The following is a 24,525-nucleotide window of genomic DNA, read 5'->3' on the forward strand; positions in this document are numbered from 1 at the left end:
TGCTGTTTTCGTAATGCACTTGGCGTGCCAACTTTTTAACTAATTGATTTTAATATAAATATCTAATTTTACCTGACGGGAGAATTAGGGTAAATTGGTGAATAACACTAACAAGTGGTGAATTTCATCATGGCAGGATACAAAGACAATATTCTGGGCGAAGCGAACAGCTTTATTGAAGTGCTGGAACAGGTTTCTCATCTGGCGCCGCTGGATAAACCTGTACTGGTTATCGGTGAGCGAGGTACGGGGAAAGAGCTTATTGCCAACCGCCTGCACTACCTCTCCAGCCGTTGGCAGGGCCCATTTATTTCGCTTAACTGCGCAGCTCTCAACGAGAACTTACTTGATTCCGAACTGTTTGGTCACGAAGCCGGTGCGTTTACCGGTGCACAAAAACGCCATCCAGGACGTTTCGAACGCGCCGACGGCGGCACGCTGTTTCTTGATGAACTGGCGACCGCGCCAATGTTGGTACAGGAAAAACTGCTGCGCGTAATTGAGTATGGCGAGCTGGAACGCGTCGGCGGCAGCCAGCCCTTGCAGGTTAACGTGCGACTGGTCTGCGCGACCAATGCCGACCTGCCACGTATGGTCAGCGAAGGCACTTTCCGCGCGGACCTGCTGGATCGTCTGGCCTTTGACGTGGTGCAACTTCCCCCACTACGCGAGCGTCAAAGCGACATCATGTTAATGGCCGAACACTTTGCCATTCAGATGTGCCGCGAGATCGGGTTACCTCTTTTTCCGGGATTCAGCGCCGAGGCCAGAGAAACCCTCCTCCATTACCGTTGGCCGGGTAATATTCGTGAACTGAAAAACGTCGTGGAGCGCTCCGTTTACCGGCACGGTACCAGCGATTACCCGCTGGATGAGATTATCATTGACCCCTTCCGCCGCCACGTTGCGCAGCCACAGGCAGCACCACCAAAGCAGACATCTGTAGCATTACCGCTGGATCTGCGTGAATTCCAGCAGCAACAAGAGAAAGACTTTCTACAAACCAGTTTGCAGCAGGCGAAATTTAATCAGAAAAAAGCCGCTGAATTACTGGGCCTGACTTACCATCAGCTACGCGCGTTGCTTAAGAAACACCAGCTCTAATACGCATTTGCAGGTGTCATACTGGCGGGTTTGACGCATAACGTCATAAGGTTTACCATGGCGTCATTACTGTATAAAAACACAGGTATAGATATGACTCTGGCATTAGTTGGCGAAAAAATTGACAGAAATCGCTTCACCGGTGAGAAAGTTGAAAATAGTACATTTTTTAACTGCGATTTTTCAGGTGCCGACCTGAGCGGCACTGAATTTATCGGCTGCCAGTTCTATGATCGCGAAAGTCAAAAAGGATGCAATTTTAGTCGCGCAATGCTGAAAGATGCCATTTTCAAAAGCTGTGATTTATCAATGGCAGATTTCCGCAACGTCAGCGCATTGGGCATTGAAATTCGCCACTGCCGCGCACAAGGCGCAGATTTCCGCGGTGCAAGCTTTATGAATATGATCACCACGCGCACCTGGTTTTGCAGCGCATATATCACTAATACCAATCTAAGCTACGCCAATTTTTCGAAAGTCGTGTTGGAAAAGTGTGAGCTATGGGAAAACCGCTGGATGGGGACTCAGGTACTGGGTGCGACGTTCAGTGGTTCAGATCTCTCCGGCGGCGAGTTTTCGACTTTCGACTGGCGAGCAGCAAACTTCACACATTGCGATCTGACCAATTCGGAGTTAGGTGACTTAGATATTCGGGGTGTTGATTTACAAGGCGTTAAGTTAGACAACTACCAGGCATCGTTGCTCATGGAGCGGCTTGGCATCGCTGTGATTGGTTAGCTCAGCGTTTACACCGGGAGATGCGTTTGACGATTTACTTTTAACCAGTACGACTCCTGGCAAGCATTGTGAAATGTTTTCTCCAGTGGACGAATATCCTGACCTGCCGCATCAACGAGATGCCATCTAATGCTGCATTCTGGACAGGAACTTGATGAATATATAACCAATTCATTTTCGCGAGAACAACGAATAACCACTCCCGAATCATGAAGCCATGTCTTATTTATAATCTCAACTTCAGCCATGTCATCCCGTTTACTGACATCCTCAATACAAATAACATTTTTGCCTATTTTTATAGCATTGACGTAATCCGCTAAGTTGCTCATTTATTAAATATTCCCTTTGATTCGTACACTAACGCATTGTAATCGCTTATGCATTTTGTCACAGCGAGGAAACCGTAACAAATTACGCCAACTGTCCACATCCTGCACCGCGTTTATAGCAAGTCAGATGGGCCATGAAAATGCTAAGATAGTTAACAGAGTAGATTCAAAGTGGATAGCAGGTATGAATTTTGACCATGTCGCGGTGTTGAACTCGCGCTTATCGAGCCTGTTACTCCCAAACACAAACGGTAATGGCAAATGTCATTAAATATTAGTAAGATAGCCTCTTTATTTATAATCCTTTAAAATTATGCGCCTGGTTTTATCATCTCTGATCGTGATGGCTGGATTTCTGAGTGGTCAGGCTGCTGCCGCGCCTGAACAGGCTTCGCATGCTGATATTCGTGACAGCGGCTTTGTCTATTGCGTTAGCGGGCAGGTCAATACGTTCAACCCGCAAAAAGCGAGCAGCGGTCTTATCGTCGACACCCTGGCAGCCCAGCTGTATGACCGACTACTCGATGTCGATCCGTACACCTATCGACTGGTGCCTGAGCTGGCTGAAAGCTGGGAGGTGCTGGATAACGGCGCAACCTACCGCTTCCATCTGCGTCGTGACGTCCAGTTTCAGAAGACGGCCTGGTTCACCCCCACCCGCAAACTGAATGCGGACGACGTGGTGTTTACCTTCGAGCGCATCTTTGATCGCCAGCATCCGTGGCACAATGTAAACGGTAGCAGTTTCCCCTACTTCGACAGCCTACAGTTCGCCGATAACGTCCAAAGCGTTCGCAAGATGGACAACAACACCGTTGAGTTCCGCTTAACTCAGCCCGACGCCTCCTTCATGTGGCACCTCGCCACGCATTATGCCTCCGTGATGTCAGCAGAATATGCGGCTAAATTAGCAAAACAGGATCGTCAGGAGCTGCTCGACAGACAACCCGTCGGCACCGGACCGTACCAGCTTTCGGAGAATCGCGCAGGGCAATATGTTCGACTGCAGCGCCATGAAAAATTCTGGCGTGGTACTCCTCTGATGCCGCAGGTGGTTGTGGACCTCGGCTCTGGCGGCACCGGACGTCTATCGAAACTCCTGACCGGTGAGTGTGATGTTCTGGCCTGGCCCGCCGCCAGTCAGCTCAGCATTTTGCGTGATGACCCGCGCCTGCGTCTGACCCTTCGCCCAGGGATGAACATCGCCTATCTGGCATTCAACACCAATAAACCACCGATGGATAATCCCGCCGTGCGGCATGCGCTGGCGCTGGCCATTAATAACCAACGGCTGATGCAGTCCATCTACTACGGGACGGCGGAAACCGCAGCATCTATTTTGCCTCGCGCCTCGTGGGCTTATGACAACGAAGCTAAAATTACAGAGTACAATCCGGCAAAATCGCGCGAGCAGTTAAAAGCACTGGGGCTGGAGAACCTGACATTACAGCTTTGGGTACCCACCAGTTCTCAGGCCTGGAACCCCAGTCCACTGAAAACCGCCGAGCTGATTCAGGCTGACATGGCTCAGGTGGGTGTGAAAGTTAAAATCATTCCGGTAGAAGGTCGTTTTCAGGAGGCGCGATTAATGGATATGAACCATGATCTAACGTTATCCGGTTGGGCGACGGACAGTAACGATCCTGACAGTTTTTTCCGACCGTTGCTAAGCTGCGCCGCCATCAACTCGCAGACTAACTTCGCCCACTGGTGTAATCCGGAATTTGACAGCGTTCTGCGCAAGGCCCTCTCTTCGCAGCAACTCTCATCGCGAATTGATGCCTATGACGAAGCGCAAAATATTCTCGCGAAAGAGTTACCGATCCTGCCGCTGGCCTCTTCACTGCGTCTGCAGGCTTATCGTTACGATATCAAAGGACTGGTGCTGAGTCCGTTCGGCAATGCATCTTTTGCCGGGGTTTCCAGGGAAAAGAAAGATGAGGTGAAAAAGCCATGATTATCTTCACCCTGCGTCGTTTTTTATTGCTGCTGGTCACCCTTTTCTTTCTGACCTTTATTGGTTTCAGCCTGAGCTACTTCACGCCTCATGCGCCGTTACAGGGTGCATCGCTGTGGAACGCCTGGGTATTCTGGTTCAATGGCCTCATTCACTGGGATTTTGGTGTATCCAGTATTAACGGCCAGTTGATTTCAGAACAGTTGAAGGAGGTGTTCCCGGCGACGATGGAACTGTGCATTCTGGCCTTTGGTTTTGCGCTGATGGTTGGGATCCCCGTTGGTATGCTGGCAGGGATCACGCGGAACAAGTGGCAGGACCGCTGCATCAGCGCCTTAGCGTTGATGGGCTTTTCCATTCCGGTTTTTTGGCTGGCGCTGTTGCTCACGTTGCTCTTCTCACTGACTCTCGGCTGGCTTCCCGTTTCGGGACGCTTTGATCTTCTCTATGAAGTGAAGCCCGTTACCGGATTTGCCATTATTGATGCGTGGATCTCCGACTCGCCCTGGCGCGATGAAATGCTGGTCAGCGCAATCCGTCACATGGTGCTTCCGGTGTTGACGCTTTCCGTAGCCCCTACCACGGAAGTTATTCGCCTGATGCGAATCAGCACCATTGAGGTCTTTGATCAAAACTACGTTAAGGCGGCCGCCACGCGCGGTCTGTCACGCTTAACCATTCTGCGCCGTCACGTTCTGCACAACGCCCTTCCGCCGGTGATCCCGCGTCTGGGTTTACAGTTTTCCACCATGCTGACGCTGGCGATGATCACCGAGATGGTCTTTAGCTGGCCAGGTCTTGGCCGTTGGTTGATTAACGCAATTCGCCAACAGGATTACGCGGCAATTTCGGCGGGCGTCATGGTGATTGGCTCACTGGTTATCATCGTTAATGTCATCTCTGATATTTTAGGTGCCATGGCTAACCCTCTGAAACATAAGGAATGGTATGCCTTACGATAGCGTCTACAGCGAAAAGCGCCCGCCGGGTACGTTGCGCACCGCATGGCGCAATTTTTACGGCGATGCGACTGCGATGATCGGCCTGTATGGCTGCGCAGGATTGGCGATTCTGTGTATTTTTGGCGGTTGGTTTGCCCCTTATGGCATCGACCAGCAATTTCTCGGCTATCAGCTTTTACCGCCGTCATGGTCGCGCTATGGCGAAGTCTCATTTTTCCTCGGAACTGACGATCTCGGGCGTGACGTGTTAAGTCGCCTGCTCAGCGGCGCGGCCCCGACCGTTGGCGGCGCGTTTGTCGTTACCCTCGCCGCCACACTATGTGGCCTGTTACTGGGCGTGGTTGCCGGTGCAACGCACGGTTTGCGCTCCGCGGTGCTGAACCACATTCTGGACACCCTGCTCTCGATCCCTTCGCTGCTGCTGGCAATTATTGTGGTGGCCTTTGCCGGACCGCATCTGACACACGCGATGTTTGCCGTCTGGCTGGCGCTGCTGCCGCGCATGGTACGCTCCGTCTACAGCATGGTGCATGACGAGCTGGAAAAAGAGTACGTTATCGCCGCTCGCCTGGACGGCGCAACCACGCTCAATATCCTGTGGTTCGCCGTTCTGCCCAATATTACCGCCGGACTTATCACTGAAATCACCCGTGCGCTGTCGATGGCGATTCTGGACATCGCCGCGCTGGGTTTTCTCGACCTTGGCGCACAGTTGCCGTCACCAGAATGGGGAGCCATGCTTGGCGACGCACTGGAGCTGATTTATGTCGCACCGTGGACGGTTATGCTGCCAGGTGCGGCGATTATGATAAGCGTGCTGCTGGTTAACCTGCTGGGTGATGGCGTGCGCCGGGCAATTATTGCGGGGGTGGAATAATGCCATTACTGGATATCCGCAACCTGACCATTGAATTCAGAACCGGCGACGACTGGGTGAAGGCGGTTGACCGCGTCAGCATGACCCTCAATGAAGGTGAAATCCGCGGACTGGTTGGCGAGTCTGGATCGGGCAAGAGCCTGATCGCCAAGGCCATTTGCGGCGTCGCTAAAGATAACTGGCGCGTAACCGCAGACCGCATGCGCTTTGATGATATCGATCTGTTGCGCCTTTCCGCGCGTGAACGACGCAAGCTGGTCGGCCATAACGTTTCCATGATCTTTCAGGAACCGCAATCGTGTCTCGATCCGTCTGAGCGCATTGGACGACAACTGATGCAAAATATTCCGGCATGGACTTATAAAGGCCGCTGGTGGCAGCGCATCGGCTGGCGTAAACGCCGCGCGATTGAACTCCTGCACCGCGTCGGGATAAAAGATCATAAAGATGCGATGCGCAGCTTCCCGTATGAACTGACCGACGGCGAATGCCAGAAGGTGATGATCGCAATCGCCCTGGCTAATCAGCCGCGTTTACTGATTGCCGACGAACCAACGAACGCGATGGAGCCAACCACTCAGGCGCAAATTTTCCGCCTGCTGACCCGGCTGAACCAAAACAGCAATACCACCATTTTGTTGATCAGCCATGACCTGCAAATGCTCAGCCAGTGGGCTGACAAAATTAACGTGATGTACTGTGGGCAAACGGTGGAAACTGCGCCCAGTAAAGAGCTGGTGACTATTCCGCATCATCCTTATACCCAAGCGTTGATTCGCGCCATTCCTGATTTTGGTAGCGCAATGCCGCACAAAAGCCGCCTGAATACCATGCCAGGAGCCATTCCATTGCTGGAACAATTACCTATCGGCTGTCGTCTGGGGCCGCGCTGCCCTTATGCTCAGCGCGAATGTATCGAAACCCCAAGACTGACCGGAGCAAAGAATCATCTCTACGCCTGTCATTTCCCGCTGAACATGGAGAGAGAGTGAGATGGTAGAAACCCTGCTCGAAGTTCGTAATCTGAGCAAAACCTTTCGCTACCGGACGGGCTTATTCCGCCGTCAGACCGTTGAGGCCGTTAAGCCGCTGAGCTTTACCCTGCGCGAGCGTCAGACGCTCGCCGTCATAGGTGAAAATGGTTCCGGTAAATCTACGCTGGCGAAGATGCTGGCCGGTATGATTGAGCCCACCAGCGGTGAGCTGCTGATTGACGATCACCCGTTAAAATATGGTGATTATTCATTCCGTAGTCAGCGTATCCGTATGATTTTCCAGGATCCATCAACGTCGCTTAACCCACGGCAACGTATTTCGCAGATCCTCGATTTTCCGCTACGTCTGAACACCGACCTCGAGCCTGAACAGCGCCGCAAACAGATCATCGAGACCATGCGCATGGTCGGTCTGTTGCCTGACCATGTGAGTTATTACCCGCATATGCTGGCTCCGGGACAAAAACAGCGTCTGGGTCTTGCCCGAGCGCTCATTTTGCGACCCAAAGTCATTATCGCCGACGAAGCCCTGGCCTCTCTGGACATGTCGATGCGTTCGCAGCTCATCAATCTGATGCTGGAATTACAGGAAAAACAGGGAATTTCATATATCTATGTGACTCAGCACATCGGCATGATGAAGCACATCAGCGATCAGGTATTAGTCATGCACCAGGGTGAAGTGGTTGAACGCGGCAGTACAGCAGATGTTCTGGCCTCGCCGTTGCATGAGCTGACCCGTCGCCTGATCGCCGGTCATTTCGGCGAAGCGCTTACCGCTGACGCATGGCGTAAAGATCGCTAGCAGATGCAGCCCTCCTCAACCGGAGGGCAATTTTGCAATCAGTGACAAACATTTGGTAAGAGCAGTGTATCAACCTCGCTAAACGCGACCGAAGGGAAAAGGGATCCCTGCATCACCCAAACACCAGCCGCGCCTACTTCGTCGATAAGCTGTTTGGTTTCCACGCCCTCCACCGCAATGCGGTCGCAATATTCGCGGATGTTTTTAATTAGCACCGGGAACATCGGTTTTTCAGCCTGATCCAGGAAAAAACCACGATCCAACTTTACAACATCAAAACGACCGCAAACCAGCGGACTGGCCCCAATGCTGCCGGAGCCCAGATCGCCCAGCCATAATGCGTTTGGACCGTCGCAAAGTGAATTAATCAGCAGATTATTCAGACATACGGTATTCGTCAGAAAACGCTCTGAAAGTTCCAGGGCGACAAAAGGCATGGCATGTAGCGCCGATTTAACGCTCGGGTCGCCAATTGCCAGCAGCGCCATTTCATCAATGAGATTCAGAGTACAGAAAAGGTTGTGGCTCTCAAACCAATTACGCTTTTCGGCAATTAATCGAATTTGCTCGAGCATGAAATTACGTTTTTGTTCGCTATTCCACGCTGAAATGATGAACTCTGGATGTATCGGCGAAACCGTATCTGAAACAAACCGGACGCTCATCTCAACACCCAGTAACGTATCAGTTGTGTCTCTCATCGGTTCCGCGATGAAATGATAGTGCATAAGACCACTCCAATTGATCATAACTTCCTGATAATGCACTTTTAATCACAATCAATCAATAATATCGATCAATGAATAAATATCGATCGATAAAAACAATATATCATAACGAACTGAATACGGTCATATTTTTTGTTTTAAGAAAGTTCCTACATTGCTATGTTTTAAAACATAAGCTAGCAGTTAATAATACCATTGAGATGCCTTTAAAGCCTTGTATTTTCTCCATCCCCCCCGCGCTTCGCAGAATGAATGAGACTTAACCAGCGAAAGTGTTATAACCCTCATGCGTAATGAAAAGTGATTATCAGTAAGGGATGATAACTATTCTACAAGGCACAAAGAGTGGGATATAATTGCTGCCCCATTTCGAACCACCTTCAAATTGTGATCATAACTCATTGATTGCTAAAAATAAGCAATGACCATAAGGATTAAAGCTATGGGTTTTCTTTCCGGTAAGCGCATTCTGGTAACGGGTCTTGCCAGCAAACTGTCCATCGCCTGGGGTATCGCTCAGGCCATGCATCGCGAAGGGGCTGAACTGGCGTTCACCTACCAGAATGACAAACTAAAAGGCCGCGTCGAGGAATTTGCAGCTCAACTGGGTTCCAGCATCGTACTGCAGTGTGATGTGGCGGAAGACGCCAGCATTGATGCACTGTTTACCGAACTGGGCAAAGCCTGGCCGAAATTCGACGGTTTTGTGCACTCGATTGGTTTTGCGCCCGCAGACCAACTGGATGGCGACTATGTGAATGCAGTCACCCGCGAAGGCTTCAAAATTGCTCATGACATCAGCGCTTACAGCTTTGTGGCGATGGCAAAAGCCTGCCGTTCCATGCTGAACCCAGGCTCGGCGCTGCTGACGCTATCCTATCTGGGCGCAGAGCGCGCCATCCCTAACTACAACGTGATGGGCCTGGCAAAAGCCTCACTGGAAGCGAACGTCCGCTATATGGCTAATGCGATGGGTCCTGAAGGCGTGCGTGTGAACGCTATTTCCGCCGGTCCTATCCGTACACTCGCCGCTTCCGGCATTAAAGATTTCCGTAAAATGCTGGCGCATTGTGAAGCGGTTACGCCGATTCGCCGCACTGTAACCATTGAAGATGTGGGTAACTCCGCAGCATTTTTGTGCTCCGATCTCGCTGCCGGCATCTCGGGTGAAGTCGTTCACGTCGATGGTGGCTTCAGTATCGCGGCAATGAACGAACTGGAACTGAAATAATCGTAAGTCTTCTATGGGCGGTCTTGCCCCGCCCATGACTCTCCTCTGCCTGCCGCCATATATGCTTTTCTGATATTTATTATCACGGAACAATCTTTCATCCCCTCTTCTGCTTACGTCAGGATATTGCAGCGCAAACGATCCGGCGTAGTAGTAGACGACGTGTCCGGGTCGCCACTTTTTAGACCAAGGACCGCCCATGGAACAACGCCGAATTGAAGGCAAAAGCCACTGGTATCATGAGACGCAATCCAGCAAGCATCCGCAAGATATTCTGCCGCTGGTGCCGGAAGCCGCTCATGTCGACGACAGCTTTTTACTGGATCTGGCGATACCTGATGACGCCCTTTTGCCTTTTCAATCCTGGTTAACCCCTGCCCGTAAACTTGCCCAGGTTCTCTTCCCGGTTCACGTAAACCTGAATCAGATGCACACATTCAGCGCCTATGAGCGGATGAGTACGGCGCTAACTGTCGCTCAGGTGTATGGCGTCCAGCGATTGTGCAATCACTATGCCGCGCGGTTAACACCGCTTCCTGGTCCTGACTCGTCACGGGAAAGTAACCATCGGCTGGCGCAAATCACCCAATATGCTCGCCAACTTGCCAGCTCTCCTGACGTGATAGGCGCACGCGATCGCCAGCATCTGGATGCGGTCGGGCTGACCACCAGCGATAGTATTTTGATGAATCAAATCATCGGCTTCGTCGGTTTTCAGGCCCGGATCGTGGCCCTGTTTCAGGCCTGGTTTGGACATCCGGTGCGCCGAATACCGGGGCTGGATATACAGCAATTCGCTCACGCTTCGCCATTTAGTGCAACAAACGCTACCTGGCACGCTGCGCCATTCCCAATCGAAAAATATCCTGCTCAGGACGAGACGACGGCCAGACATTTTCCCGATGAGCTGCAAGCGTTGGTGCCATTACTGATTCATTCACCGGTCATTTTAGATTTATTCACGACACTGATTTCCAGTACCCGGTGCAGCGCTGTACCGGTGCGGGCATTTTCACTGGCGGCGCTAATGACGTCACGGATTAACGGCAGCGTGGCCTGCTTTAATGAACAGGCACATACAGCCAATGAATTAGCCAACGTTATCGCCCTGCTTCGCCAGGAGGAACGTGAATTACAGCGTTGGGAACAGCGACATCCGGTTGAGCGCGTCACCCTGCAGGCGGTACAATGGCTAACCCGAGCGCCCGACCGTTTTAGCGCCGCGCTGTTAACCCCTTTGTTCGATCAGGGCATCTCTTCTGAACAAGCGATTAACCTGCTGGCCTGGAGCGGATTGTGCGGATGGTTGAATCGCTTGAAAATCGCGCTGGGCGAGACTTATTAACCGATCCACTTACTGAAAGAGCGCTTGCCGCAACTGAGAGAATCGCGTAAAACTGTCAGCCGCTCTTTTAGCCACGAAAATAGACAATTATGCTTCAGGACAACCCGCTGCTAGCGCAGCTTAAACAGCAACTGCATTCCCAGACGCCACGTGCTGAAGGGGTGGTAAAAGCCACGGAAAAAGGCTTTGGCTTCCTGGAAGTCGATGCACAAAAAAGCTATTTCATTCCACCGCCGCAGATGAAAAAAGTGATGCATGGCGACCGCATTGTTGCGGTTATCCATACAGAAAAAGATCGTGAATCTGCCGAGCCGGAAGAACTGATCGAACCCTTCCTGACGCGCTTCGTGGGTAAAGTTCAGGGCAAAAATGATCGTCTGTCCATTGTGCCGGATCATCCGTTACTGAAAGAAGCGATCCCTTGCCGTGCCGCCCGCGGCGTTGAGCACGATTTTAAAGAAGGTGACTGGGCCGTCGCTGAAATGCGTCGCCACCCGCTGAAAGGCGATCGCACCTTCTATGCCGAGTTAACCCAATTTATCACTTTTGCTGATGACCACTTTGTCCCGTGGTGGGTCACGCTGGCACGCCATAATCTCGAAAAAGAAGCGCCGGACGGTGTGGCAACTGAGATGCTGGATGAAGGTCTGGTTCGTCAGGACTTAACCGCCCTCAACTTTGTCACCATCGACAGCGCCAGCACCGAAGATATGGACGATGCGCTGTATGCTGAAGAGCTGGCCGACGGCAAACTGCAATTAACTGTCGCCATTGCCGACCCTACGGCCTGGATTGCAGAAGGCAGCAAGCTGGATAAAACAGCAAAAATTCGCGCGTTTACTAACTATCTGCCGGGGTTCAATATCCCGATGCTACCACGCGAACTGTCTGACGATCTGTGCTCTTTACGCGCGAACGAAGTGCGTCCGGTTCTGGCTTGTCGTATGACCATCGCGGCGGATGGCGCGATTGAAGACAACATCACCTTCTTCGCAGCGACGATTGAGTCGAAAGCGAAGCTGGTCTACGACAACGTCTCCGACTGGCTGGAAGGCGCCGGCGACTGGCAGCCTGCAAATGACGCGATTGCTGAACAAATCCGTCTGCTACACCGTATTTGCCTGAGCCGCGGTGAATGGCGTCATAACCATGCTCTGGTATTTAAAGATCGCCCGGATTACCGTTTTGTTCTTGGTGAAAAAGGTGAAGTCCTGGACATCGTCGCTGAGCCACGCCGCATCGCAAACCGAATCGTGGAAGAATCCATGATTGCGGCAAACATTTGCGCCGCCCGCGTGCTTCGCGACAAGCTCGGCTTCGGTATTTATAACGTCCATATGGGATTCGACCCGGCCAACGCCGACGCTCTGGCCGCGCTGCTAAAAACCCATGGTATGCACGTTGATGCCGAGGAAGTCCTGACGCTGGAAGGTTTCTGCAAACTGCGCCGCGAGCTGGATGCGCAGCCTTCTGGTTTCCTCGACAGCCGAATTCGCCGCTTCCAGTCTTACGCTGAAATCAGTATCGAGCCAGGGCCGCACTTTGGGCTGGGTCTGGAGGCTTATGCCACCTGGACCTCTCCTATTCGTAAATATGGCGATATGATTAACCACCGTCTGCTTAAGGCCGTCATCAAAGGTGAAACCATCGCCCGCCCTGGGGATGATACCACGGTGCAAATGGCGGAACGTCGTCGCCTGAACCGGATGGCTGAGCGTGATGTGGGCGACTGGTTATACGCCCGTTTCCTGAGTGACAAAGCCGGGACCGATACCCGCTTTGCGGCCGAGATAATTGACGTCAGCCGCGGCGGTATGCGCGTACGTTTAGTTGATAATGGTGCAGTAGCATTTATTCCTGCCCCATTCCTGCACGCCGTTCGGGACGAGCTGGTATGCAGCCAGGAAAGCGGCACGGTGCAAATTAAAGGTGAAGTGGTTTACAAAGTCACGGATGTGATTGACGTAACCATCGCCGAAGTTCGCATGGAAACCCGCAGCGTTATCGCGCGTCCAGCCGCGTAACACGTATCAATCCAGCGACCTTTCTCATTTTGTGAAAGGTCGTTTCTTTTTCCCGCCCAAATTCCCACCACCGCACTACACTTCTTTCATTCGGTCAATTTTATTTTTTTACTTTTTTCAGTTCCGTTGGCTTTGCTTTTTACGGATTCTGGATTAAACATAAATATATAAAAAAAACAATACGTTCAGCCATAATCACCCCGAATGAATCATGGCTACCCATACTTTTGAGGCTCTATGCGCTTTAAACGGGATAGTACACATGATGAAAGACGTCCGGGAGCTGGTTACGTTGTATAGCTATGTGGGCACTCATAACCCCTACTGGCGTTTGTCAGAGGATTGCAACATCCTGCATTTCTCTATCGACGAAGCGTCAGAAGCTGATCAGACCATCGAATTATTACCTGAACAAGCCGATCGCATTCGCGAGATGACGGTGATCACGTCAAGTCTGCTAATGACGTTGCCCATTGAAGATGACGACATTCCCGTGCATCTGGTCGGTCGAAAAATCAATAAGCGCGAATGGGCCGGTAGCGCATCCGCCTGGGATGACACCCCTTCCGTCGCCCGCGATCTGGCCCACGGCCTCTCTTTTGCCGAACAAGTCGTTTCCGAAGCCAATTCCGTTATTGTCATTCTTGACCGCATGGGCAACATTCAGCGGTTTAATCGCCTGTGCGAAGAGTACACCGGCCTCAAAGAACGTGAAGTCATTGGTCAAAGTGTATTCACATTATTTATGAGCCGTCGTGAAGCGGCGGCTTCACGGCGCAATATTGAGGTCTTTTTTCGCGAAGGTAACTCGTATGAGGTTGAACGCTGGGTCAAGACCTGCAAAGGCCAGCGTCTGTTTCTGTTTCGCAATAAATTTGTGCATAACGGTAGCGGCAAGAACGAAATTTTTCTGATCTGTTCCGGGACCGATATCACTGAAGAACGCCGCGCGCAGGAACGACTGCGGGTGTTGGCGAATACCGACTCCATCACTGGATTACCAAACCGCAACGCAATTCATGAACTGATCAGTAATGCGATTGAGAACGCGGGCGATACGCAGGTCGGTATTGCGTACCTCGATCTGGATAACTTCAAAAAGGTAAACGATGCCTACGGGCATATGTTTGGCGATCAGCTACTACAAAGCGTGTCGCTGGCAATCCTCAGTTGCCTCGAAGACAACCAGATCCTGGCGCGATTTGGCGGCGATGAATTCATTGTTCTTGCCACCGAAACATCCCAGGGCACACTGGAAGCCACCGCATCACGCATTCTGACGCGCCTGCGCCAGCCCTTCCGCATCGGTCTGATTGAAGTCTATACCGGATGCTCTATTGGTATATCCCTCGCGCCTCAGCATGGTCAGGACTGCGAGAGCGTCATTCGTAACGCGGATACAGCCATGTACACCGCGAAAGAAGGCGGCCGTGGGCAGTTTTGTGTTTTTTCTCCGGAAATGAATCAGCGGGTATTTGAATATCTGTGGCTGGATACTAATCTGCGTAAGGCGCTGGATAACGATCAACTGGTTATCCATTATCAGCCAAAGATAACCTGGCGCGGTGAAGTGCGCAGCCTGGAGGCGCTGGTTCGCTGGCAATCTCCGGAACGCGGCCTCATTCCACCGCTGGAGTTTATCTCCTACGCCGAAGAATCGGGGCTCATCGTCCCGCTGGGGCGTTGGGTTATTCTCGACGTTGTGCGCCAGGTCGCGAAATGGCGCGACAAGGGAATAAACCTGCGCGTGGCGGTAAACGTTTCTGCCCGCCAGCTCGCCGACCAGACGCTGTTTACCGCACTTAAGCAGGTACTTCACGAGCTCAACTTTGAGTATTGCCCCATCGATGTTGAATTAACGGAAAGCAGTTTGATAGAAAATGAGCAACTGGCGTTGTCAGTCATTCAGCAGTTTAGCCAGTTAGGAGCGCAAATCCATTTGGATGATTTTGGTACCGGTTATTCGTCGCTGTCTCAACTGGCCCGCTTCCCGCTAGATGCCATTAAACTGGATCAGACCTTTGTCAGAGAGATCCACAAACAATCCATTTCACAATCGCTGGTACGGGCCATAGTTGCGGTAGCACAGGCGCTCAACCTGCAGGTCATCGCCGAAGGCGTGGAAAGCGCGAAAGAGGATGCGTTTCTGACCAAAAATGGCGTCAATGAGCGTCAGGGGTTTTTATTCGCCAAACCAATGCCAGCAGCCGCATTTGAACGTTGGTATCGCCGCCACCTGAGTAAAAAACTGCGCTAATGCAGAGAGAATGAAGGCGATAAATAGCCATAAATGGACATTACATGACGACGCTATCCGCATGTAATCACAGAATATATAATATTCTTCAATCGTTCAGGTTAATACTATTTTTCCCTTCTCTTTTGCCATGAAATTCTGCATCATGAAATTCAAACTCTATTGCCATTAGGATGACGACCATGTCTGATATCGACGCTCAGCGTCTGGCCGAACGTATTGATACCGTGCTGGATATCCTCGTTGCAGGTGATTACCACTCAGCCATCCACAATCTTGAAATTTTGAAAGCTGAACTGTTAAACACGGTCAAAGAAGATGCCGAATCTTTGGCGAAAAAGCAGAAGGCGCCATGGGAGATCTGATGACAGTGATCTTTTGATGTCGCTGCTATCAGCAAACTGCAGATAATGCAGTTTCCGTTTAATTTCCGATACGATATCGCAATAAAATTAATACTATGAATTCCCGACAACAATCTATTTTGCAGATGGTGACCGATAAAGGTCAGATGAGCGTCGCCGATCTGGCAAAAGTCACCGGTGTCTCCGAAGTGACGATTCGACAGGATCTGAACACGCTGGAAAAACAGAGTTACTTACGCCGAGCCCACGGTTTTGCTGTTTCATTGAACAGCGATGATGTTGAAACGCGCATGATGACCAATTTCACTCTGAAACGTGAACTGGCTGAATTCGCTGCATCTCTGGTCAGTCCAGGCGAATCCGTATTCATTGAGAATGGCAGCAGCAATGCACTTCTGGCCAGAACACTGGCAGAGCAAAAAGATGTCACCATCATCACCGTGAGCAGCTACATTGCTCATCTGCTCAAAGAAACGCCCTGTGAAGTGATTCTTCTCGGTGGAATTTACCAGAAAAAAAGTGAGAGCATGGTCGGCCCTTTAACTCGCCAGTTTATCCAGCAGGTACATTTCAGTAAGGCCTTTATCGGCATTGACGGCTGGCAGGCTGATACCGGTTTTACCGGACGCGATATGATGCGTTCTGACGTGGTTAACGCGGTGCTGGAAAAAGGCGCAGAAGTTATTGTGTTGACCGACAGCTCAAAATTCGACGCCATTCACCCTTACACGCTGGGTCCATTAGAGCGATTCAGCCGCGTAGTAACGGACTCCAGACTCAGCGCCAGCGTACAAATGCAGCTCGAACATTCAGGATTAATCGTCAATATCATTGATGCCCACGCATAAAATCTTCAGTAGATGGTTTGTCAGCAGACAAATCATCTGCTCTCTGAGAGTTATCTGACAATCCAATTAAGACTTTTTACCTGTCGTTAACAGGATAAAGTCGTAAAATTAATGTTAGCGATATAACAGGAACGAACCTCCAACTTCAGGATAGTGTTTGTAATGCCTTCGCTAAACGGTTTCACGGAAATATCTTCGATAGTCTTAATTTGACGCTATCCTTAAAGAACACTGGATTCCGTGAATCAATAATTCAGGAGAAAGTATTATGTTAGTAACGAGCAAAAAAATGACCGCTGCCATTCTGGCGATTACTCTGGCAATGTCGCTGAGTGCCTGCTCTAACTGGTCCAAACGAGATCGTAACACCGCAATCGGTGCTGGTGCAGGTGCAATAGGTGGTGCAGTCCTGACTGACGGTAGCACGCTGGGTACGCTGGGTGGTGCTGCAGTAGGTGGTATTATTGGCCACCAGGTGGGTAAATAATCTACGGTTAAACGGCTCGATATAATAATACGTTTACTTTTTCAGGTCTGTATTATTAAAAAGCCACGGAAATTTTCCGTGGCTTTTTTATTAACCGCCAGCCAGTTTAACTTTCATTCCTTTAGCTTCCAGCAGCGATTTAATCAGGTCGCGTTTATCCCCCTGAATTTCAATCACGCCATCTTTCACTGCTCCACCGCAACCACACTTTTTCTTCAGTTCTGCGGCTAATTTGGTCAGTTCGGCATCGTCTTGATCAATACCGGTAATCAGGCACACGCCCTTCCCTTTGCGACCACTGGTCTGGCGCTGGATACGAACAATGCCATCGCCTTTTGGACGCTCAGGCGCTGTTTTCGGTTCATCAATACGCCCGGAGTCGGTAGAGTAGACCAGACGAGAGTTTGAGTCGTTCATTTACGCACCTCGTTTCAGGGAAGCATTGATCATCTTCAGCGTCTGCGCGGGATCGGCCGACTGGGTAACCGGGCGACCAATCACCATGTAATCCACACCTGCTGACTGCGCCTGTTCCGGTGTCATAATACGACGCTGATCGCCCGCCTCGCTGCCTTCTGGACGAATACCCGGTGTCACCAGCTTAAATGCCTGGCCCAACACCTGCTTGAATCGCACCGCTTCCTGAGCTGAGCATACGACACCATCCAGACCACAATTCTGGGTTAAGCGCGCCAGTCTTTCAGCATAATCCGCAGGTGACAACGTCACGCCTAGATCGGCGAGGTCGCTGGCTTCCATACTGGTCAGAACCGTCACGGCAATCAGCAGCGGCGCATCCTGGCCAAAAGGCACTAAGGCTTCACGGGCTGCAGTCATCATACGCGCCCCGCCAGAAGCGTGAACGTTAACCATCCAGACGCCAAGTTCGGCAGCAGCGGCAACTGCATGCGCGGTGGTATTGGGAATATCATGAAATTTCAAATCAAGAAAGATGTCAAAACCACGCTGTTGTAGATCGCGAACCAACTGAGGTCCAAAAAGCGTGAACATCTCTTTGCCCACTTTCAAACGGCAATCACGAGGATCAATTCTGTCGACAAAAGCTAATGCTTTATCACGATTAGAATAATCGAGAGCGACAACGACAGGAGAATCGGTAACAGCACGAGAAGAAGATGAAGCAGTAAACGTCATGACCAGACCTTCTTGAGGATGGGCGCCCACGGCGGCGCGAAATGGGTAAACGGCGTGCATTCTACCTGCGGTAATAGAAAATTAACAGGCGCGATTACATTTCTGCCAGGCGAACCGGCAGCGGAGGTTGAGGATGGATCGATTACACACCAACAGTATGTTGTAACTAAAATAAGGTTTTTTTAAAAATTACAGCCCATCAAGTCCGCGAATGGGCTTAATGGTTGACCATGAACGGCAGGATGGACAGTGCCAGTAAAGCGTATACGCGGTAAAACCGCACTTCTGGCAGCTGTAACGCGGTTTACTGCGTACCTGCTCTCCGACCATATCGCGCAGAACCATCAGGCTCTCTTTGGCACGCCCTTCTTCGGCTTCGTGGAGATGATAATCCATCAGCTTGTGGAACACGCGCATCGTAGGATGACGTTGCAGCTGACGAGTGATATAGACCTGAGCGGTATCAGCCCCCTCACGCGCCTCAAGAATATCAGCCAGCATCAGTTCGGCGGCGGCACCAGTATTTTCCTCGACGGCCCGACGTAAAAACTCCGCCCACTCATCGTTTTTCCCCAGATGCTGGTAGCAGCTTTGCAGCATTTCCAGCGTTTCGCTGACCAGCTCTTTGTCCTGGGAAATGACCCGTTGCAGGCTTTCAACCGCCTTCGCGTAATCACCTTTTTCCATGTACACGCGACCCATCATGATGGATACCCGTGCACTGTTTTTGTCTGCCGCCGCGCCTTTTTTCAACAGCGTCATGGCGCGATCCATATCGTCGCTACCCATTTGCTGTAAGGCCAGTTCGCAGTAGAAGTGGGCTATCTCATTACGCTGCTTGTCTTTGCCGAGTTTCACCAGACGCTCTGCTACATCAATGGCTTTTTGCCATTCGCTGGTGGCCTGATAAATTTGCAACAGTTGCTGTAATGCGCCAACCCGAAAATCAGTTTCATCGGTAAGCTGATTGAACATGTCTTCCGCGCGGTCGTACAGTCCCGCGGCCATGTAGTCGCGCCCCAGCTGTTGCACGGCCAGCAAACGCTGCTCGTAGGTCAGCGAGGCACTTTCCATTAACGTTTGATGGATGCGGATTGCGCGATCGACTTCACCGCGAGAGCGGAACAGGTTTCCGAGGGTGAGATGAGCCTCAACGGTGCCTGTGTCCTCTTTTAGCATATCAAGGAACAGATCCACCGCTTTATCTTGTTGATTGCTCAGGAGGAAGTTAACCCCGGCGACATAGTCACGAGAAAGACGGTTAGCTTCATCCTGCTTGGTTTGTTGCGCACTTCTGCGACCCATATACCACCCATAGGCAGCGGCTACAGGTAAAAGCAGAAACAACAACTCCAACATAAATAATTATTCCTTCACAACCGACGAATCGGCAGATACCGCAACGTCGGTCGCAGGCGCAAGCTGGTTTTCCAGTCGTTTGATTTTACGTTCGGCGCGCGCAAGAGACACACGAACCTTCAGCCAGAAAAGGCCGCAAATTAGCCAACCAATCGCAAACCCTGCGGCAAACAATACAGCAAGCAGCGTAGAGATACGATACTCACCCTGAGCCAGCAGGTAATTAAACGTAACCTGTTGATCGTTTTGCGCACCCAATGTCACCGAAATAACAAAAATCGCCAACACCAGTAAGAAAATGAGTAAATATTTCACATTACTTCCCGTTATGTGGTTTGAGCGAATAAATCGTGTCCAACTTACCGCGTTGAGCCCTTTAAATTACCATTTTCACAACGAGTGCGAAACGGAAAAGCGCTTTCCACTTTCTGATTTGAGGGCAAAATTTGAAAAATCAATCATCGCTAGCTTTCTTGTTCTCGCTGCGCGATTTCTTTTTCCTCCTGCACTGGTGGGGTTAATGGTCCGCATACCCGCTGTGCAAGCCAGGTTGCCAGCGTCACCAACAGCCACGAAATCAGCGTTGCCACCACCAAATCACGGGGCCAGTGCATGCCTAACAGCAAGCGACTGCCCATCACGCCGGTCGCCCAGATCAGCAGAAACACAATCGTCAGCGTACGTCTGCGCGGCCATAACAGCCCTACGCCCAGTAAAGCCCAACTGGCGGCAAACATCGTATGTCCGGACGGAAAGGCAAACCCCGTTTCTTTTTGCCAGTGCTTGCGTAAAAACGTTGGAATATCCTGCTGTTCGGCCAATTGTTCTTTGACTAAATGCCCACGATCTTTACGTTTTAAAGTGTAGAACTCATCAACCGGAATATGGTGCGTTTTTTCCAACCACACGACAAAAGGTCGCGGTTCTTGCACCCTGTCTTTTACCCAGGACTTCACGCCCTGTCCCACTAAAATCGCCGCTGCCAGAATAGCAAACAGCATTACCGCGGCTTTAAGACGAAAACGCAGGCACCACAGAAACCATGCACAAAGCGCAACGTGAGTGATAATTCCCCACGGCTGCGTCACCGTTTCCGTTACCCAGTACAAGGACTTTAACCACCAGACATTGTGCCCTGGCTGCCAGCTCCAGCCTGATACCCATACGGCAACCGGCATGATAAGTAGCAGTCCGGTCCCCACTGCGGTGCGCTTTGCAATAGACAGCATTGCCTCTCCTTTCGTCGATAAGTATCACAATCATAACTGAAAAATTCACACGTCGGGAAAATTGACAATTTTGTGCCATTCCAAAAGCGAATCCGTGGTCGCGATTAGGTGAACGTCGTTGCCTTATGGCAAAATAGTGTAATACAGAACAGAAGCCGACAGGCGAAGGCACGACAAGTGCCAGCATAATCTGGAGAATTACATGCAGCTTAAACGTGTGGCAGAAGCCAAACTGCCAACCCCCTGGGGTGATTTCCTGATGGTGGGATTTGAAGAACTGGCAACCGGACACGATCATGTCGCACTGGTTTTTGGCGATATCACAGGCCAAACACCTGTCCTGGCGCGCGTCCACTCCGAATGTTTGACTGGTGATGCGCTGTTTAGCCTGCGTTGCGATTGCGGTTTCCAGCTTGAAGCGGCCCTCACCCACATTGCTGAAGAAGGGCGTGGTATTCTGCTTTATCACCGTCAGGAAGGACGCAACATTGGCCTGCTCAACAAAATCCGCGCTTACGCGTTGCAGGACCAGGGTTATGATACCGTTGAAGCGAATCATCAGTTGGGATTTGCGGCAGACGAGCGCGATTTCACGCTGTGTGCCGATATGTTCAAGCTGCTGGGCGTGGATGCGGTACGTTTGCTGACCAATAACCCGAAGAAAGTAGAAATCCTGACCGAAGCGGGAATCAATATTGTTGAACGCGTGCCGCTGATCGTGGGCCGTAATCCAAAAAATGAACATTATCTGGACACCAAAGCCGCCAAGATGGGACATTTGCTGGGCAAATAATCGTTGTCACCGCCTATCAAAAAGCCTGCTCTCGCAGGCTTTTTTGCATTTTAATTCAACATATTACGAATCACGTAGTGCAGAATGCCGTCGTTTTGGTAATACGTTAGCTCCGTCGCGGTATCAATGCGACAGCGGCATAGAATCACCTCTTTACGCCCATCTGCGCGTACCATACTCACCGGAACTGTCGCCCCCGGTTTAATGTTTTGTAGGTCCGTAATATCGATCGCCTCCTCACCGGTTAATCCCAGCGTTTTACGCGTGACGCCCTGCGGGAATTCCAGCGGTAAAATGCCCATGCCAATCAGGTTAGAACGGTGAATTCGCTCAAAAGACTCTGCGATAACCACGCGAACGCCCAGCAAACGTGGGCCTTTCGCCGCCCAGTCACGGCTGGAGCCGGAACCATACTCTTTCCCGGCAATCACCGCCAAAGGCACGTTCTCCTGCTGGTATTGCATGGCCGCATCATAAATAGCCACCACTTCGGTTCCCGGCAAATGACGCGTCATGCCACCTTCCACGCCAGGTACCATCTCATTGCGAATACGAATATTGGCAAAGGTACCACGCATCATCACTTCATGATTCCCGCGTCGCGAACCGTAGGAGTTAAAATCTTTACGCTCAACGCCATGGCTTTGCAGATAACGCCCCGCCGGACTGTCTGGTTTAATACTGCCGGCAGGAGAAATATGGTCGGTGGTAACAGAATCTCCGAGCATCGCCAGAATACGCGCACCGTGAATGTCCTGAACCGGATCCGGCGTAGCCTGCATACCATCGAAGAACGGTGACAAACGGATATAGGTCGAGTCAGACTGCCAGCCATAGGTATCAGCGCGATCAACCTGGATTGCTTTCCATTCTGGCGTGCCTTCAAAGACTTCAGCATACTCTTTATGGAACATGGCGGTAGAGACCTGCTCAACGGCGCGGGCAATTTCCTTGGCTGTCGGCCAAATATCTTTCAGATAAACAGGATCGCCTTTTCTGTCATGGCCTAACGGATCTTTCGTCAGGTTGATATTCATATTACCCGCCAGCGCGTAGGCCACCACCAGCGGCGGAGACGCCAGCCAGTTGGTCTTCACGAGCGGATGGATACGACCTTCAAAGTTACGGTTTCCAGAAAGCACTGCCCCAACTGTAAGATCGCCTTTTTTGATGGCTGTTTCGATAGGATCGGGTAAGGGTCCAGAGTTGCCAATACAGGTGGTACAGCCATAACCCACAAGATTAAATCCCAGCTCATCAAGGTACGGAGTGAACCCAGCCTTTGCCAGATAATCGGAAACCACCTTCGATCCTGGCGCCAACGAGGCTTTCACCCATGGCTGACGTTTCAAACCAAGCGTGACGGCTTTTTTCGCCAGCAGCCCCGCCGCCATCAATACGCTTGGGTTTGAGGTGTTGGTACAAGAGGTGATAGCGGCTATCACCACCGCGCCGTCCGGCAGCTTATACTGCTGACCGCTCATGGTATAGTCCACTGGCTGACGGTCTTTCAGCGAGCTATTCACCTCGAGTTCATTACTCGCCGAAAAGGCTTTCGGCACATCAGCCAGCACCACCCGATCCTGCGGACGCTTCGGTCCAGCAAGGCTTGCCTCTACGCTGCCCATATCCAGCTCCAACGAACTGGTAAACACAGGTTCATCCCCTGGGTTACGCCACATTCCCTGCGCTTTGGCATAGGCATTGACCAACTCAACCTGTTCCTCACTGCGCCCGCTCAGACGCATATACTCAAGGGTTATGTCATCGATCGGGAAGAAACCGCAGGTTGCGCCGTATTCCGGTGCCATGTTCGCAATGGTTGCTCGATCGGCCAGAGGTAAGGTGTCCAGCCCATCACCGTAGAATTCAACGAATTTACCGACTACACCGTGCTTACGCAGCATCTGGGTGACGGTCAGAACCAGGTCGGTGGCAGTGATGCCTTCCCGCAGTTTACCCACCAGTTTAAAGCCCACAACATCCGGGATCAGCATTGAGACCGGTTGACCCAGCATTGCCGCTTCAGCTTCAATGCCTCCAACGCCCCAGCCCAGCACACCGAGACCATTAATCATCGTGGTATGGGAATCGGTACCGACCAGTGTATCGGGATAAGCCACCCACTCACCGTCCTGTAACTCGCTCCAGACAGCTTTGCCAAGATATTCAAGGTTAACCTGGTGGCAAATCCCCGTACCCGGCGGTACAACGCTGAAGCGACTAAATGCCTGCTGTCCCCATTTCAGGAACACATAACGTTCATGGTTACGTTCCATTTCCAGGCGCACGTTTTCTTCGAAAGCATCATCATCACCGAAACGATCCACCGTTACAGAGTGATCAATGACAAGATCCACTGGCGAAAGCGGATTCACTTTTGCCGTATCCCCACCCAGACGTTTCACCGCTTCGCGCATGGCGGCGAGATCGACCACCGCCGGCACGCCGGTAAAATCCTGCATCAGAACACGAGCAGGTCGATAGGCAATTTCTCGATCGGCATGAGCGGTCTTCAGCCAATGCGCAAGCGCATGAATATCATCTTCGGTAACGGAATTACCGTCCTGCCAGCGAAGCAGGTTTTCCAGCAAAACTTTTAGCGATTTCGGTAAACGGGTGATATCACCCAGTGATTTAGCGGCCAGCGGCAGACTGTAGTAACGGTAGGTTTTATCTTTAACCTGCAATGTGTCCTTACTGGCTTCTCGTAGGGTCGACGACATAGCTCCTCCTTAATGACAGGGTTGGATCCCCTGGTTTTCCTCAGGGTTAGTATTAAAGATAACACAAACAAAATGTAACGCTTTGATAACAACTCAAATTGATAAAAGTGGAGGGCTACAAAAGGGGGAACTGAAGTATCTGGCGAGGAGAAAGGTTTAAGCGGTCAAGGTTAATACGGTGATAAGCATGGCTCATCACGATTGCCCG

23 protein-coding genes are annotated in these 24,525 nt (G+C 51.2%); 15 read left to right on the forward strand and 8 right to left on the reverse strand.

Going from position 1 to position 24,525, the window contains the following annotated elements; translation table 11 throughout:
- The first annotated feature begins 114 nt into the window (after positions 1-114).
- Positions 115-1,104, forward strand: a complete 990-nt coding sequence (gene pspF / locus GPJ68_RS12790) for a phage shock protein operon transcriptional activator (RefSeq protein ID WP_161800416.1) — start codon at positions 115-117, stop codon at positions 1,102-1,104.
- A gap of 93 nt (positions 1,105-1,197) precedes the next feature.
- On the forward strand, positions 1,198-1,842 hold the full coding sequence (locus GPJ68_RS12795; RefSeq protein WP_032492467.1) for a quinolone resistance pentapeptide repeat protein QnrB10: 645 nt from the start codon (positions 1,198-1,200) through the stop codon (positions 1,840-1,842).
- Between the two features lie 8 nt (positions 1,843-1,850).
- On the opposite strand, the gene GPJ68_RS12800 is transcribed toward GPJ68_RS12795, so the two are convergent.
- Positions 1,851-2,174 carry a hypothetical protein gene (locus tag GPJ68_RS12800; RefSeq protein WP_104652053.1) on the reverse strand — a complete coding sequence of 108 codons (324 nt, stop codon included), beginning with the start codon at positions 2,172-2,174 and terminating at the stop codon, positions 1,851-1,853.
- A gap of 313 nt (positions 2,175-2,487) precedes the next feature.
- Here GPJ68_RS12800 and sapA point away from each other — a divergent pair, with 313 nt between their 5' ends.
- From sapA to sapF, 5 genes are read left to right on the forward strand one after another with little or no spacing between them, the layout of a single operon-like run.
- Entirely contained in the window at positions 2,488-4,131 is a 1,644-nt protein-coding gene (sapA, locus tag GPJ68_RS12805; RefSeq protein ID WP_104652054.1) for an ABC transporter substrate-binding protein SapA, read from the forward strand.
- A complete protein-coding gene (gene sapB, locus GPJ68_RS12810; RefSeq protein ID WP_003020545.1) occupies positions 4,128-5,093 on the forward strand; it encodes a peptide ABC transporter permease SapB in 966 nt (321 codons plus the stop codon). Before sapA ends, sapB begins: the two co-directional genes overlap by 4 nt.
- Positions 5,080-5,970, forward strand: a complete 891-nt coding sequence (gene sapC / locus GPJ68_RS12815) for a peptide ABC transporter permease SapC (RefSeq protein WP_016156640.1) — start codon at positions 5,080-5,082, stop codon at positions 5,968-5,970. Before sapB ends, sapC begins: the two co-directional genes overlap by 14 nt.
- Positions 5,970-6,962: a peptide ABC transporter ATP-binding protein SapD gene (sapD, locus tag GPJ68_RS12820; RefSeq protein WP_016153234.1), complete on the forward strand. Its 993-nt coding sequence runs from the start codon at positions 5,970-5,972 to the stop codon at positions 6,960-6,962. Before sapC ends, sapD begins: the two co-directional genes overlap by 1 nt.
- Before the next feature lies 1 nt (position 6,963).
- Entirely contained in the window at positions 6,964-7,770 is an 807-nt protein-coding gene (sapF, locus tag GPJ68_RS12825) for a peptide ABC transporter ATP-binding protein SapF (RefSeq protein ID WP_016153235.1), read from the forward strand.
- 38 nt (positions 7,771-7,808) lie between these two features.
- Here the strand turns inward: sapF and GPJ68_RS12830 are convergent, their stop codons facing one another.
- Positions 7,809-8,498 carry an EAL domain-containing protein gene (locus GPJ68_RS12830; protein ID WP_016156641.1) on the reverse strand — a complete coding sequence of 230 codons (690 nt, stop codon included), beginning with the start codon at positions 8,496-8,498 and terminating at the stop codon, positions 7,809-7,811.
- A 442-nt stretch (positions 8,499-8,940) separates the two neighbouring features.
- Here GPJ68_RS12830 and fabI point away from each other — a divergent pair, with 442 nt between their 5' ends.
- The 7 genes from fabI to osmB all read left to right on the forward strand — a co-directional run bounded on the left by fabI (position 8,941) and on the right by osmB (position 17,055).
- A complete protein-coding gene (fabI, locus tag GPJ68_RS12835; RefSeq protein ID WP_016156642.1) occupies positions 8,941-9,729 on the forward strand; it encodes an enoyl-ACP reductase FabI in 789 nt (262 codons plus the stop codon).
- A 199-nt stretch (positions 9,730-9,928) separates the two neighbouring features.
- Entirely contained in the window at positions 9,929-11,074 is a 1,146-nt protein-coding gene (locus GPJ68_RS12840) for a carboxymuconolactone decarboxylase family protein (RefSeq protein ID WP_172860449.1), read from the forward strand.
- An 89-nt stretch (positions 11,075-11,163) separates the two neighbouring features.
- Positions 11,164-13,098 (forward strand): exoribonuclease II, encoded by a 1,935-nt coding sequence (locus tag GPJ68_RS12845; protein ID WP_047417275.1) that lies wholly within the window; start codon positions 11,164-11,166, stop codon positions 13,096-13,098.
- A gap of 265 nt (positions 13,099-13,363) precedes the next feature.
- On the forward strand, positions 13,364-15,355 hold the full coding sequence (gene pdeR / locus GPJ68_RS12850) for a cyclic di-GMP phosphodiesterase (protein WP_029139557.1): 1,992 nt from the start codon (positions 13,364-13,366) through the stop codon (positions 15,353-15,355).
- Between the two features lie 182 nt (positions 15,356-15,537).
- Positions 15,538-15,720 carry a hypothetical protein gene (locus GPJ68_RS12855; protein ID WP_016153241.1) on the forward strand — a complete coding sequence of 61 codons (183 nt, stop codon included), beginning with the start codon at positions 15,538-15,540 and terminating at the stop codon, positions 15,718-15,720.
- 95 nt (positions 15,721-15,815) lie between these two features.
- Complete coding sequence (locus GPJ68_RS12860) at positions 15,816-16,568, forward strand: DNA-binding transcriptional regulator YciT (RefSeq protein ID WP_016153242.1); 753 nt, start codon at positions 15,816-15,818, stop codon at positions 16,566-16,568.
- Between the two features lie 268 nt (positions 16,569-16,836).
- Complete coding sequence (gene osmB, locus GPJ68_RS12865) at positions 16,837-17,055, forward strand: osmotically-inducible lipoprotein OsmB (RefSeq protein ID WP_003020583.1); 219 nt, start codon at positions 16,837-16,839, stop codon at positions 17,053-17,055.
- A gap of 90 nt (positions 17,056-17,145) precedes the next feature.
- Here the strand turns inward: osmB and yciH are convergent, their stop codons facing one another.
- The 5 genes from yciH to pgpB all read right to left on the reverse strand — a co-directional run bounded on the left by yciH (position 17,146) and on the right by pgpB (position 20,798).
- Positions 17,146-17,472 carry a stress response translation initiation inhibitor YciH gene (gene yciH, locus GPJ68_RS12870; RefSeq protein WP_016153243.1) on the reverse strand — a complete coding sequence of 109 codons (327 nt, stop codon included), beginning with the start codon at positions 17,470-17,472 and terminating at the stop codon, positions 17,146-17,148.
- A complete protein-coding gene (gene pyrF / locus GPJ68_RS12875; protein WP_049043127.1) occupies positions 17,473-18,210 on the reverse strand; it encodes an orotidine-5'-phosphate decarboxylase in 738 nt (245 codons plus the stop codon). It lies immediately after the preceding gene.
- 189 nt (positions 18,211-18,399) lie between these two features.
- Positions 18,400-19,569, reverse strand: a complete 1,170-nt coding sequence (lapB, locus tag GPJ68_RS12880) for a lipopolysaccharide assembly protein LapB (RefSeq protein ID WP_047417273.1) — start codon at positions 19,567-19,569, stop codon at positions 18,400-18,402.
- Between the two features lie 6 nt (positions 19,570-19,575).
- Entirely contained in the window at positions 19,576-19,884 is a 309-nt protein-coding gene (locus GPJ68_RS12885) for a LapA family protein (RefSeq protein ID WP_006684318.1), read from the reverse strand.
- A 149-nt stretch (positions 19,885-20,033) separates the two neighbouring features.
- Positions 20,034-20,798, reverse strand: a complete 765-nt coding sequence (gene pgpB / locus GPJ68_RS12890) for a phosphatidylglycerophosphatase B (RefSeq protein WP_046275276.1) — start codon at positions 20,796-20,798, stop codon at positions 20,034-20,036.
- 202 nt (positions 20,799-21,000) lie between these two features.
- Between pgpB and ribA the strand changes: the two genes are divergently transcribed.
- Positions 21,001-21,591: a GTP cyclohydrolase II gene (ribA, locus tag GPJ68_RS12895; RefSeq protein ID WP_016153247.1), complete on the forward strand. Its 591-nt coding sequence runs from the start codon at positions 21,001-21,003 to the stop codon at positions 21,589-21,591.
- A 50-nt stretch (positions 21,592-21,641) separates the two neighbouring features.
- Here ribA and acnA read toward each other — a convergent pair whose 3' ends face one another.
- Positions 21,642-24,317: an aconitate hydratase AcnA gene (acnA, locus tag GPJ68_RS12900; protein WP_180836702.1), complete on the reverse strand. Its 2,676-nt coding sequence runs from the start codon at positions 24,315-24,317 to the stop codon at positions 21,642-21,644.
- Positions 24,318-24,525 lie beyond the last annotated feature (208 nt).

This window comes from Citrobacter sp. 172116965 (assembly GCF_013458095.1).
Lineage (GTDB): Bacteria > Pseudomonadota > Gammaproteobacteria > Enterobacterales > Enterobacteriaceae > Citrobacter > Citrobacter braakii.

Coding starts and splice junctions, on each gene's coding strand:
- GPJ68_RS12795 (WP_032492467.1), top strand. CDS start 1,198: ATGACTCTGGCATTAGTTGGCGAAAAAATTGACAGAAATCGCTTCACC.
- GPJ68_RS12800 (WP_104652053.1), bottom strand. CDS start 2,174: ATGAGCAACTTAGCGGATTACGTCAATGCTATAAAAATAGGCAAAAAT.
- sapA (WP_104652054.1), top strand. CDS start 2,488: ATGCGCCTGGTTTTATCATCTCTGATCGTGATGGCTGGATTTCTGAGT.
- sapB (WP_003020545.1), top strand. CDS start 4,128: ATGATTATCTTCACCCTGCGTCGTTTTTTATTGCTGCTGGTCACCCTT.
- sapC (WP_016156640.1), top strand. CDS start 5,080: ATGCCTTACGATAGCGTCTACAGCGAAAAGCGCCCGCCGGGTACGTTG.
- sapD (WP_016153234.1), top strand. CDS start 5,970: ATGCCATTACTGGATATCCGCAACCTGACCATTGAATTCAGAACCGGC.
- sapF (WP_016153235.1), top strand. CDS start 6,964: ATGGTAGAAACCCTGCTCGAAGTTCGTAATCTGAGCAAAACCTTTCGC.
- GPJ68_RS12830 (WP_016156641.1), bottom strand. CDS start 8,498: ATGCACTATCATTTCATCGCGGAACCGATGAGAGACACAACTGATACG.
- fabI (WP_016156642.1), top strand. CDS start 8,941: ATGGGTTTTCTTTCCGGTAAGCGCATTCTGGTAACGGGTCTTGCCAGC.
- GPJ68_RS12840 (WP_172860449.1), top strand. CDS start 9,929: ATGGAACAACGCCGAATTGAAGGCAAAAGCCACTGGTATCATGAGACG.
- GPJ68_RS12845 (WP_047417275.1), top strand. CDS start 11,164: ATGCTTCAGGACAACCCGCTGCTAGCGCAGCTTAAACAGCAACTGCAT.
- pdeR (WP_029139557.1), top strand. CDS start 13,364: ATGAAAGACGTCCGGGAGCTGGTTACGTTGTATAGCTATGTGGGCACT.
- GPJ68_RS12855 (WP_016153241.1), top strand. CDS start 15,538: ATGTCTGATATCGACGCTCAGCGTCTGGCCGAACGTATTGATACCGTG.
- GPJ68_RS12860 (WP_016153242.1), top strand. CDS start 15,816: ATGAATTCCCGACAACAATCTATTTTGCAGATGGTGACCGATAAAGGT.
- osmB (WP_003020583.1), top strand. CDS start 16,837: ATGTTAGTAACGAGCAAAAAAATGACCGCTGCCATTCTGGCGATTACT.
- yciH (WP_016153243.1), bottom strand. CDS start 17,472: ATGAACGACTCAAACTCTCGTCTGGTCTACTCTACCGACTCCGGGCGT.
- pyrF (WP_049043127.1), bottom strand. CDS start 18,210: ATGACGTTTACTGCTTCATCTTCTTCTCGTGCTGTTACCGATTCTCCT.
- lapB (WP_047417273.1), bottom strand. CDS start 19,569: ATGTTGGAGTTGTTGTTTCTGCTTTTACCTGTAGCCGCTGCCTATGGG.
- pgpB (WP_046275276.1), bottom strand. CDS start 20,798: ATGCTGTCTATTGCAAAGCGCACCGCAGTGGGGACCGGACTGCTACTT.
- ribA (WP_016153247.1), top strand. CDS start 21,001: ATGCAGCTTAAACGTGTGGCAGAAGCCAAACTGCCAACCCCCTGGGGT.
- acnA (WP_180836702.1), bottom strand. CDS start 24,317: ATGTCGTCGACCCTACGAGAAGCCAGTAAGGACACATTGCAGGTTAAA.